The 11,975-nt window shown below is 40.4% G+C and carries 8 protein-coding genes and 1 tRNA gene; 4 read left to right on the top strand and 5 right to left on the bottom strand.

What is annotated here, in order from left to right:
- Positions 1–36 precede the first annotated feature (36 nt).
- From METLIM_RS17575 to METLIM_RS10210, 4 genes are all read right to left on the bottom strand, one after another.
- Positions 37–165, bottom strand: coding sequence for a hypothetical protein (locus tag METLIM_RS17575; protein ID WP_004078366.1), 129 nt, complete (start codon positions 163–165; stop codon positions 37–39).
- Positions 166–457: 292 nt separating this feature from the next.
- Positions 458–979: a nucleotidyltransferase domain-containing protein gene (locus METLIM_RS10220; RefSeq protein ID WP_169312380.1), complete on the bottom strand. Its 522-nt coding sequence runs from the start codon at positions 977–979 to the stop codon at positions 458–460.
- 299 nt (positions 980–1,278) lie between these two features.
- A complete protein-coding gene (locus tag METLIM_RS10215; protein WP_004078362.1) occupies positions 1,279–1,950 on the bottom strand; it encodes a cyclase family protein in 672 nt (223 codons plus the stop codon).
- Between the two features lie 197 nt (positions 1,951–2,147).
- A complete protein-coding gene (locus METLIM_RS10210) occupies positions 2,148–2,798 on the bottom strand; it encodes a YIP1 family protein (protein ID WP_004078360.1) in 651 nt (216 codons plus the stop codon).
- Between the two features lie 208 nt (positions 2,799–3,006).
- Between METLIM_RS10210 and METLIM_RS17415 the strand changes: the two genes are divergently transcribed.
- Together METLIM_RS17415 and METLIM_RS17410 are read left to right on the top strand one after the other, a co-directional pair.
- The gene (locus METLIM_RS17415) at positions 3,007–3,411 is read left to right on the top strand and encodes a hypothetical protein (RefSeq protein ID WP_048145863.1); all 405 of its coding nucleotides are present in this window, start codon (positions 3,007–3,009) and stop codon (positions 3,409–3,411) included.
- Positions 3,412–3,473: 62 nt separating this feature from the next.
- On the top strand, positions 3,474–3,944 hold the full coding sequence (locus METLIM_RS17410; protein ID WP_048145861.1) for a transposase: 471 nt from the start codon (positions 3,474–3,476) through the stop codon (positions 3,942–3,944).
- Positions 3,945–4,867: 923 nt separating this feature from the next.
- Here the strand turns inward: METLIM_RS17410 and METLIM_RS10195 are convergent.
- On the bottom strand, positions 4,868–9,541 hold the full coding sequence (locus METLIM_RS10195) for a right-handed parallel beta-helix repeat-containing protein (protein ID WP_004078358.1): 4,674 nt from the start codon (positions 9,539–9,541) through the stop codon (positions 4,868–4,870).
- 259 nt (positions 9,542–9,800) lie between these two features.
- On the opposite strand from METLIM_RS10195, the gene METLIM_RS10190 reads away from it, so the two are divergent.
- Both METLIM_RS10190 and METLIM_RS10185 read left to right on the top strand, forming a co-directional pair.
- Positions 9,801–11,237, top strand: a complete 1,437-nt coding sequence (locus METLIM_RS10190) for an amino acid permease (protein ID WP_004078355.1) — start codon at positions 9,801–9,803, stop codon at positions 11,235–11,237.
- A 157-nt stretch (positions 11,238–11,394) separates the two neighbouring features.
- Positions 11,395–11,468 (top strand) — tRNA-Lys (locus tag METLIM_RS10185).
- Positions 11,469–11,975: the final 507 nt, after the last annotated feature.

Raw genomic sequence — 11,975 nt, 5'->3', positions numbered from 1 at the left:
CAATTGTGCGGATATTGTAAACATTAGGTCTTCTGCTCAGGCTGTCCTGATAATATTCTCAATTACTCTGAAATAACTTTCTGCACGGTTTAAGGCGTTTTTTACTTCTGTATCGGAGATAATTCCTGCCTGATCATAAACAAGGGAATGTCTTTTTCTTCTCATTCTCTCCAGTTGCAGAGACCATTTTTTTCAATATGAATTTCTGCATATTTTACTACAGCTACATGCTGATTTGAACCGGAGGGTCTGAATCCATTATGAAACATAAGTGCCCGTGTTGCCTGAAGCATTGAATTATATGCTATATTGTATGCCCAGTCAGGATTAATCTCCAGAAGTTAGAGAGCTGTTCTGAGATCGCGTTCTGAAAGTTTCATGGCATCTTCAACTTTTCTTGGATCATACTTCAGCTCTTTTATTATGCCCTTTTTCAGTAATTCAGAATTATCCGTAATCACACCTCCAGTTCAATTATTTTTCCGGATTTAACCTCTGAGATAAAAGGGTCCCCTGACTTCTCTCTGGACTTATATTCTTTTTCTGTCATCAGGATATAATTAATTTCACGGCCTGTTTTTTCTTCAAGCGCTGAAATGGTCTCAATTAATAAATCTTCATTCACATCACCAATTACCATTAGATCAATATCACTGTCGGGCCCAAAATTCCCCTGTGCATATGATCCAAATATAAATGTCCGGTTTATTCCTTTTAATTCTGTTAAATCTTCAGAGATCATGCTGCCTGCTCCGGCGGTTTTCATGAATACTGATTTTAACTCATTGTACAGTGGAAATGATTTATTAACGGAATAGTACTTCTGTTTCCCTCTCCACAAACTCTTTAATAATCCAATTCCTTCAAGGTTATTCAGTTCTCTTCTGACCGAATTGACATTGTCACCGGTTTCTCTTGCAATTTCCCGGAGATATTTATCTGTGTCAGGATTAAGAAGAAACATACTTAGAATGTCCACTCTTGTTCCTGAGGAAAAGAGGTTTAGAAGCATAATTAGTAATGGTTTTGTGTATAAAAAAAGTATTCTGTTGTATAAAATGTTTATACAATTGTGCGGATATTGTAAACATCCGGTGTTCTGCCCAGGTTGTCCTGATAATTGCAGTTTTTGGGCTTTCTGCTGCCCGCTGCTCTCTTTGTAAACAGTTTTTGTGATGATTTAACCGGGCCTTTTATGCTTCGGATGTCTTTTTAATCCGGAATTTTCCGGAGTTAATCTTTAATTTTATTCCTTTTATATTGCCGGTTTCTCCTGCATCACCCGTAAAGCTCTGCAAATGCAAGTACCGGCACACCGTCGGTTCTGTCAAAGACAACCGGATAAAACCGCAGCCGCCACGACTGCCCTGTCAGATCCGGTGATGAGAGGTTTACATCTTCTATAAGCATTATCTCCGGAGATTTGCAGAGGAAATTTCTGTGGGTTTCGCGGCCTTCCTGCCTAAAGGATGGCACAGCAACCGATATTGCATCAAGGCCGAAGAATCTCAGTTCAGGGCAGATTTCCCTGAGATAATCCGGGACATCCGGATGGATCCACGGGTGAACTGTGGCATAGGTGTCCGGGTCCGCATCCCTGATGTCACCCGAACCTGTCCTGATAAAAAGGGCTTCAGTATCCCGGATCTCATCTCTGAAAGGTCTGATATCCTCCGGTATAACCGGGCTGTCACCGTTTTTCCGGATGTCGATGCAGACCGCACCTTCGATTATATTTTCCGGCTTTAGCAGTTCAGAGACTGTCATCTTCTTCTCACAGAAATGGTTTGGTGCATCAAGATGCGTCCCGGAATGACCGTTGAAGGTTATGAGGGTTGTATTGGAACTGTCTCCCTTCTCAATGGACTTTGCAGGCTCAAGTTTCATTGCATCTGTTCCCGGATAAAGGGGCGTGTGCCGGTTTAAGGCATATGATAATCTGATCAGCATTCCTGAATATGCAGTGATTTAATGGAATAAAAAGTTTTCCTCCGGTTATTCAGGCCGGTTATCCGGACAGATTATCCGGATTATCTTATGACTGCGGCTATGGGTATAATGTTGAAATCCGGATTTATGCTCCGGCAGATAAGATCATGGCCTGATTTTCCGGATTTGATAAAAATTTAATTGAAAAAAAATGTTTTTCAGGCAAAGCCCAGCATTCCTGCAAAACCTGAAAGGAAAGTTGCAATTACAATTCCAAATAGAAGGAATCCAAAGAATACCAGGAATGCGGGCAGCAGAACAACAAGTACGGCATGTTCTGTCTGCATCTCCTGAAGTTCGCGAATACCTATTACCTGAAGTGCAAGCATCCAGACTGCTACAATTATGTTTACATAGGGTATCCATCCGAAAAGAAGGTACGGGGTGTAAGCATACATCATTGACTTTATCGTCTGTGAATATCCTTTCTCTCCTCCAAGCAGAAGCACAAAGCAGTGAAGCATAAGGCCGGATATGAAGATCGAGAAGAGAGATATGAAAAACATCACATAGATGAAGAATATATCAAATGATACTGCAAAGGCCCCGAATGATGCCAGGTATGCTGCCCATTCCATTCCCGGAATACTGCCCAGCGAGGCAATGGTCGTATTGAATACGCTCATATCCAGCGCAATTGCCACAATCCCGTACAGAACTGAGAAGAGAACCAGAAGAACAACATAATACCTGTAAGCGGCACCGAGATGTTCGCCACTCTGTTTTCGGAAGGTTTCCACAGGATTTATTAAAAACCCCTTTATTTTTTCGCCATCACCAGACATAACTAATGACAGTACTTTAAACATTTCCTGAAAAACCCCATTTTTTGCTCAGAGTATTTCTGCCCAACTTGAGAAAGTTAAGTACTTCTCTATTTTAATGACAAACCGCATGGACTACTGCGCGTTTACCCCAATATCGCCAAATTCTTTTAGAATTTAGCCAGAATTCACCTTATTTTTTTGACGTACGCCTGATTTATGGTGGGGTTTATATACTCTAAAAACCTCTCATATGGCAAATAATTGTCAAAATATAGGCAAATCAGAGCTTAATAAAGAAAATAAGCTTGGAAACCTTGAACCGATATGCGCTCTTGTTGAGGGGAATGTAACCTTAACAGGTGGCAGAAACTATGATAGTCTAACGTTGATTCGGGGAGCTATCGCTACGGCATGTTCTAATAACTCAATATCCGGTTTTGCAAAAATGACGGAAGGACTACCGTCCCATACGACTTGTCTAAAAAAACTTCATGGCCTTAATATGGAGGAATTGACACTAAATACTCCAAAAATGCTTTTAAAAGCGGGAAAAGGAATCCTTAAGAAAGGTCAGAAGTATGATTTTGCAATTGATATAACGCTAATTCCATATTATGGGAAAAAGGATAAAAAAATCCTAAATCTCCAATTGTAGGTGGAAAAAGAAAGGCATCGACAAATTATTTTGTTGGATACCTGACATTCTCGGTTGTAAATATGGATAAGCACCTTATACTTCAGGTTATTCCTTTGTTTAGAGATTCCACTAACCTCACCGCAATAAAGAATTGTGTTGATTTAATTTATGGATATGGATTCAAGATCAAATCTCTGATGCTTGACCGTGAGTTTTACTCTGCTGAAATCTTCAGTTACCTTAAGGAATCTGAAATTCCTCACATAGTGCCTGTTAAGAAGAACAGTGATGAACTCAAAAGGCAGCTGAAGGGAAAGAAATCAAAATCATTTGAATATGTTATAAACGCCAAATCGAAGAATAAGCTAAAATGTAAGGTGAAAATTGTTGATCGTGTCATTTACATGAAAGGTAAAAAGGGTAAAAAAGGTGCTCTTCATCGTGCTTTTGTTGTGTACAAAATTAATACTTCCCCAAATCAATTAGTGAGCGATACAGGCATAGATTTGCCATTGAATCAACATATGTCATTAATAATAAATTCAAAGTAAGAACATCCACCAAAGATCATGTGGTGAGATTTTTTTATTATCTAATTGCATGCATAATTCAGAATTTTTGGGTTTTAACAAAATGGAAGCGATTTGCAAAGATTCAGAGAGGACCAAAAGTAATAGACAGGGACAAATTCCCCTTAAATCATTATCTTGCCATCATATTTGAAGAAAGTATGACTCATTTTCGTATATTAAGGATTGATGAAATTGCTATAAGCTGACATTCTGACATCTCAATGAACGGAATATGCAGCTGCGACCGATTTAGCGGTAGCTATCTATAATTTTGTAACTTTTTCACTGGAAACAACACAATTTCAATTCAAAGATACTCTTTTCAGATTGATCTCGATGAGAAATGGAAGAATGTAATGAGGCCTAAATGGGGATGAGTGATGTTAATCAAAATAGGTTTACAAAATGTGCCTTGTGATCTCTGTGCAAAAAAACGGAGAATTTAGGGCCAATACTGCGATTTGGGCAATTTAATAGAGCATTTTAAATTTAATATTGTAGGTTCGAACATATTAATGATCGTCTAAGTTTAAAGTACTGTAATGAATAAACTATATAGTATATTTAACTTTTGCCGGAGCTGTTCCGGATACCATGCCGAAAAAAACAGTTTCATTCCAATGAGCGGAAAAATAATAGGAGATAAGAAGCAGGGAAAAAATAACCGGAAAAATAATAGGAGATAAGAAGCAGGGAAAAAATAACCGGAAAAATAATAGGAGAAAAGAAGCAGGTGAAGTTAACCGGAAAAATAACCGGAAAAATAAATCCTGAACAGCTAATCTGACTGTAAGCCTGATTTATATCCACAAAATTTGTTAATGACTGCTCTTAATTTATCTCTTTGTCATCCGGAAAAATCTTATAATTTATGGTTAAAAAAGATTCTTTGGTTAATATAACTATAATTCACTCTCCTTTCCGACAAAATACCAGGCAATCTTTGCTGCGTCTCCGGTATCGACCTCCCCGTTTCCGTTGAAATCAGCTGCCATATCAACCGGCGTTAGTCCTGCAACCATATATGCAACCTTTGAGACGTCACCGATATCAACAAAACCGTTTGCATTGAAGTCGCCCTTCTTATAGATGGTTATATAATCCGTCTTTGTCATTGTATCACTGCCGCCGTCGTTTGTTACAGTAAGGCTGGCAGTATAGGTTCCGTTTACCGTGTAGTTGTGCACCGGATTTTGCTCTGATGACGTACTTCCGTCACCAAAGTCCCATGCCCATGTATGCGGACTTTCGGTTGACAAATCAGTGAAATTAACCTGCCTGACGGCGGCCCCTTCAAGCGGTGATGCGGTGAAGTTCGCTACCGGATCAGGGATATATCCGTTCCACATCGGTGCAAATACTGAAAATTCAGAGATATTGTACGCATAGGTGTACATTGCAGCTGTGTCAACACCATTTGGTGAGGGCAGTTCTGCCCAGCTGCCTCCCTTATATTGCCACATGGAGAGAAGATTTGGATCCTTTGTGCCCAAATCTCCGGCTGAATAATTCACCTCCAGTGATAGTTCTGAACCGGAATTTCCGTTAATGTCGAGGTAATGGCCGATATTTATCAGGTCATCACCGTCAGGCGGCGGGGTCAGTACCCACCCGAATGTCATATTGCCCTTTCCTTTCATTGAAAATGTTGTGGCATTATCTCCGGCAAATGTAATCCCTGAGAGGCTGTTTGTGTAACCGAAGTTCTCAGCCGAAATTCCGGCCGAGCTATTCGGAGACGTTACACCGTTGAGGTATGAATTTTTCAGGGTATTGCCATAGTCCCCTCCCAGTATCCAGCCATATGAATTGTTTGTGGCATAAATGCCTGAAAATCCGGAATTTTTAACAGTATTTGGTCCGGATGTGAGCTTCAGTCCGTATGCACCGTCATATGCAGCACTCAGACCGGATACAGTTACATTTTCTATTGTATTGCCACTTCCTGATGTAAGTGTTATGCCTGTACATTTTGAGGATTCAAAACCGGAAATACTTGTGTTTGATATTAAATTACTGTCTGAATCACCGTAGATCTTAATACCGTCAATGGAATATCCTACGGACGCAATATCATGAATATTACAGTCTTCTATTTTGTTGCTCTCTGATGCATAGATTTCGTACCCTGTGACAAAACCGTCATAATTTCCTTTGAATTCACAGTCTGTAAAACTGTTCAGGTTTGAATCCTTAAGATATAATCCCCGGGCAAATGAATCTGAAGATATCTCTGAAAATGTATTCCTGTCCGAATCATCGGCAGCAATTACTGTGTCTGCCGTGTTTTTGAAGGTTAATCCTGTAAAGGTGTTCTGATCAGTGCCGGCGATATAGATGCCGTTCTCCTGGTCTGTGAACTCACACGACATAATTTCGTTTACAGAACCGCCATGCTGAACAACAATACCATATTCTGAATTTCCGGAGAAGGTACAGTCGGAAACCAGGCTTGATATACTGTTTTCAATAGCAACGCCGACGGGATCTTTAATCTCACAGTCTAAGAGATTGTTCTCGTCCGAATCGTTGATATATACACCACAGTTTGTATTTCCGGAGAATTCGGAGTATGATATTGTGCAGAACTCAGACTTTTCAGGGGTTCCTATTTCTGATTTGGCCAGGGAGGCTCCGACAGAGTTTCCGGTTATTTTACAGTTGGAGACCTTAACGAGTTCACAACCTTCAATCCTTAACCCGTATGATGATGATGCCCCTGAGATAACAAAACCGTCAATTTCAACATTGTCTGAATATACCTTTACTGCCGGTTCATATGGGTCTTCGGCTGTAATGGTTGCCGAGGCTGCTTTTCCGGATGAAGACTTCAGTTTTACCTCTTTGTAAATATTGATATTCTCCTTTGTGCCGGTATATGATGAATCGACGGTTATGGTGTCGCCGTCTTTAAAGTCAAAGTCATCAAGGGCTTCTTTTATTGTCATATAATCTGCCTCCAGACGTGGGTTGTGCACCGGTTTTCCGGTCAGCGGTGCAAATATACAGCAGTGGTATATGCTCACCCCGACAATATTCCTGTCAGTGTCCAGCCAGTGATTTTTGTCCCAGCTCTCCCAGTCATCGGTGGCCCCCTCATCCCAGACTGTTCCGTTGTGCTTCCAGACCCACAGTGAACTCTCGTTATAGCCTTCAATATCCTCATCTGTATAGTGAAATTCTATGTCAAGTTCAAGTTCAGTGCTCAGGTTGTACACCTGTGCCCACTTTCCGATTGAGGTCCTGGTTGTGTTGTATTCCGGAGGTTTGGGCGGTTCGGGAGGATCTTCAACGCTCATAACCGCAAACCTGTCAGAGATATTGGAGAATGTGAGGTTTGTCGGGTTTGAAACGCCTATGGTATTGGAGTCAAGTGTCAGGGTGCCCTGGAACAGACCTTCTTCAGTTTCGATGTATAAGTCCCATGGGTTGTAGGATGTATTCTTCTTCAGTATGTTACTGCTGATGTTTGTCCCCACGCCCATTGTGAGTGATATTCCTCTCTGGGTATATCCTGTTACAGTATTGGACGTGACGGTTGTATTCTTTGCAAAAATTTCAATTCCGGTATTCTTTGATTCAATCGAGTTGCCGGAGATTTCATTGAGATAACATCCTCCATAATCTTCAGAGTAGTGGTAATTAAACTGAATTCCGGATACGGTTGCTTTTGTGATATTGTTATTTCTGATTGTGGTTTTGTTTACGTTTTGCAGAGTAATTCCTTTCCCTATACTGCTGATCTGATTATCAGTGACCGTAACCCCGTCAACCAGACCAACACTCATCCCTGTTCTGTCAGCTTCCAAAGTCCCTTTAATGTCATTATCCCGGATTACAAGATCAGACAGTCCACGGTATAATGGATATTCTCCTTCTTTGGATTTGCTTACAGCAATACCGGTGGTGTTTAGGATTGTATTTCTCTCAATTATGTTTCCGTTACCGGAATATTCAACATAAATTCCTCTGTACCCTTTGTCAATTGTGTTGTCAGAGAATGTGACATTGCTGCAGTATGTATGATGCACTGATGCGTCAGGGTTCTTCCGGGAATTATTTATGAACTCATTTTTAGAGACATTGCTCATATTCAGTCTGTCGAGAGACAGACCGTATACTTCATTATTTATGAAAGTATTATCAGTGACAGTTATATTATACCCCTCACACTCTGCACCGTAATCGCACCAGGATACTGTATTATTAATGACAGTACTGTTGTCTGATACCAGATCAAGAGCGGTATATCCCTCCGGACCGTTTGTGATTATATTATCTTTGACTGTGTTATATCCGGCAGTTCCCCACCAGCCGTTATCATAGATCCCCATTGTTGAATCGTCGGCATAATTTCCGTTGAATTCCGAACTGACAGCATTAATAGTCATACCGGCATAACTACAGTTAAAAAAACGGTTTTCATTAACCAAAAGTCCAATTCCGTCTGCCTGAATGCCGACATTTCCGGTGTTCAGGAACGAGTTGTGTGATAATTCTCCGCCCATTATGGGGTCCCATCCCCAGAAACCCTGTAATCCTGTCCGGCTGACAGTGTTGTTTATCAGGGTTAGATTAATGATCTCTTCCAGGTAAGGTGAACTGATATATATTCCGCGATCCCTGCAGTCACTTATCACATTATCCACTATCAGAGGATTTTTGTCAGTGTAAAGCTCAATACCGGTTCCTTTTATTCCGGAGATGGTATTCTTTGTAATTACAGAATTGTTGCCATTTCCGGTATAAATTCCTGAATAATCGTCATAATCTGAGTTGCTGACTGTATTTCCGGTTATAACCGGAGATTCACCGCTCACCTGAATTATCTTACAGTTGTTATCCTCCAGGCGGTTGTTGTCACCTTCGACTTTTATGAACCCTCCACAGTCATGGAATGTGTTTGAATCCCCGATTACCCAGAGTGAAACCGGTTTGTTGTTATATGTCCCTTCTGATGTGATATTTGTAAATGTCTTCTCACTGCAGCGGAATTTTATATCCTGGTTTGCTGACATTCCGGAAAGGAAGCTGTCATTCAGAGTGACATCAAATGTGACGTTTGTAAATGAAGAATCCATAACTGTCAGATCGCCCTGGCCCTTGATAATCTCCGGATAATAAATGGAATTTCCGGTAGGCCCTGAAAAAACCTTTGAATTTCTTATATATAGTTCGTGGCCATACAGATCAATGTCGCCCGTCAAATTGACATCTATGCCGTCCCAGTTATCATCTCCAAGTCTTAGAGTTCCCTGCACCTGTCCTGTGTGAATATCTTTTGAATCAGTACTTTTCAGGTTATCTTTGTCATCATATGACTCAACCTCAAAAGTGTACACCCAGTCCGTTGTCAGGCCTTCTGCACGGCAGGTTGTCTCAGACTGCTCATATATGGTAGCAACAGGCGATGAGTCGGCATAAATCCTGTATTTTCCAAAGTCATCGCCAACATACTGTGACCATGAAATATCGGCCTTGTCATAGCCGACATAAATGACACCTATTGCGGATGCTGCTCCTGCAAATGCTGCTGTAAATAATAAAATTACAATTAAATATACCCCAATTCTCATAACCTTCACCAGATTTAAGCCTGTTGGGGGCTGAAAAATATGAGTTCAAAAAAAGATTACCTATTCGTACATCCCCAAAATATCAGGCGTTTTAGATCTGTAATTGAACATCATAATATAAATTAATTACTTCTGATTATTTCTGAGAGGGGGGACAGTCCGGTGATTTTTTATTGTTTATTCCGGTGATTATTATATAGCCGAATTTTTCGGTTAAAAACAAATGATTTATCTGCAATAGTGCTTATACCTCAGTTAAGTGCCGGAATCTTCCAATAAATACAGGCTTGGTTTTTTTACTTTTGCAATGATCACAGCCTCAATAATGATCAGTCTCAGAAGTCTGCCTTCACAGGCAGTAACGGGCATGAATATACTCTTTTATTTTGCGATCACCACAGCCGGATTTCTCCTGCCAATGACCCTTGTCCTGAAGATGTTTGGCTGTGCTTTTCCGGTTGAAGGAGGACTTTATGCCTGGGTGAAGGAGTCATTTGGTGAGAGATGGGGATTTACTGCGATATTTATCCAGTGGATGCACCTGATTATTGTATCTGTTCTCCTCTTAAGTTTCATATCCGGAGCAATAGCCTATCTCTTCTCACCCGAATTATCGGAGAACAAGCTCTATATTCTTGCAGTTTCCCTCATTTTCTTCTGGTCTGCGACTTTAATCAGCATGAGAGGGCTGAAGGTTTCTGCAAAGATAAGCACATTCTGTGTCATATCCGGGGTATTCATACCTGCACTGGTGATAATTTCAATGGCGGTTTTACATCTCGCAACCGGACATCTGCCCCAGACTGATCTCTCATTCACGTATGACAACATTGTTCCTGATCTCTCATCCCTTGCAGCCCTTTCAATGATTGCAGCGTTTGTAAACCCGTTCTTTGGCATAGAAGCCTCAGCAGCCCATCTGGGTGATCTAAAAAATGCAGCTAAAAATTATCTTCCAACCCTTGTAATCGGCGGTTTATTCTGTGTTCTGATTAACATTCTCTGTTCTCTCTCCATTGCAACCGTAATTCCGGCCGGGAATATAAGTTTTGTAAACGGACTGTTGCAGGCTCTGGAGATGCTCTTTAATGAGATGAATGCAGGATGGATACTCCTTGTTGTAATTCTTTTGATAATGTTTGGGACCATTGGTGAGATAAATTCGTGGATTTTAGCCCCTGCAAGAGGGCTGACACTCACTGCAAGGAGAGGGACACTTCCTCCATTTATGCAGTACATAAATGATAACGAAATTCCGGCACACACATTAATAGTTCAGGCAGTTATAGTTACAGTATTCTGCCTTATATTTGCCCTGATTCCGGGTGTGAACTCAGCATACTGGGTTATGCTCTCCCTTCTGACACACATTTACCTGGCAGCTTATCTTATACTGATGGCCTCGGCAATTATGAGCAGAAAACGATTGTTTGAGGCAAACAATTACCACACAAGGGCAAAGAAAGTCCTCTTTGGTATTGCAGTGATACTTGGAATAATTACAATACTGTTCATGGAGACTGTAACCTTCTTTAATCCGGAGAATATTTCCTCCGGATATGAATTGATCTATGCCGCTTCAATGTTCTCTGGCATGATTGTTATAATCTCAGTTCCGCTCCTGATATATTCTGTAAGAAAACCGGAATGGAAGGTGGAGGATACGGATATTACCGGGAATGATTCAGTAAATTAAGGGTGAATAATAAGTGTCAATATTCAGGCTCAAATCAAAATTATTATCTCATATAAGTGATAATGTTAATGGGAAGGTTTACTTCAGCTGTAAGGCAGTAAATTAACTCTGTTTACGCCCGGGAAAAACTTTCTCAGAAGTATTTGTTCTATAAATTGGGCCTGTAGCTCAGTTAGGCAGAGCGCCTGACTTTTAATCAGGTGGTCGGGGGTTCAAATCCCCTCGGGCCCGCTAAATTTTTCTTTTTATTTGAATAGTTTATGATTTAATTTTTTTCTCTTTTTCTGTGACCTGTTTCAATCTATTCTGATTGTATAATTGTAAATATTGTGTTGTATAATTATGGATGTTATGTTGTGTAATTATAAATGTATTGAAGTGATTAATTATTTATGTCCGCAGTTCGTCTAAAAAATATAGTGATTATTAAAATAAACTGATTATTCCAGAGCATGCAAATGTCTGTCTCTCCTGAATAATTATCATTCACGAGATTATTTATCTGCAATACTATTGTCATATCTCCTGTGAATTCCGGATTAAAACAATCTGCATGCCTGAAGATAACTGACTGAAGACAACTGACTGAAGATAACTGACTGAAGATAACTGACTGAAGATAACTGACTGAAGATAACTGACTGAAGATAACTGACTGAAGATAACTGACTGAAGATAACTGACTGAAGATAACTGCCTGAAGATAACTGACTGAAGACAACTGACTGAAGATAACTG

It is taken from the genome of Methanoplanus limicola DSM 2279, assembly GCF_000243255.1.
GTDB classification, from domain to species: Archaea; Halobacteriota; Methanomicrobia; order Methanomicrobiales; family Methanomicrobiaceae; genus Methanoplanus; species Methanoplanus limicola.
Note: the sequence above shows the minus strand (reverse complement) of the source record. Positions and strands in the feature narration are given on the sequence as shown.

What these genes read in the sequence shown, in the direction of transcription:
- METLIM_RS17575 (WP_004078366.1), bottom strand. Translation starts at nt 165, where the DNA reads ATGAGAAGAAAAAGACATTCCCTTGTTTATGATCAGGCAGGAATTATC.
- METLIM_RS10215 (WP_004078362.1), bottom strand. Translation starts at nt 1,950, where the DNA reads ATGCTGATCAGATTATCATATGCCTTAAACCGGCACACGCCCCTTTAT.
- METLIM_RS10210 (WP_004078360.1), bottom strand. Translation starts at nt 2,798, where the DNA reads ATGTTTAAAGTACTGTCATTAGTTATGTCTGGTGATGGCGAAAAAATA.
- METLIM_RS17415 (WP_048145863.1), top strand. Translation starts at nt 3,007, where the DNA reads ATGGCAAATAATTGTCAAAATATAGGCAAATCAGAGCTTAATAAAGAA.
- METLIM_RS17410 (WP_048145861.1), top strand. Translation starts at nt 3,474, where the DNA reads ATGGATAAGCACCTTATACTTCAGGTTATTCCTTTGTTTAGAGATTCC.
- METLIM_RS10195 (WP_004078358.1), bottom strand. Translation starts at nt 9,541, where the DNA reads ATGAGAATTGGGGTATATTTAATTGTAATTTTATTATTTACAGCAGCA.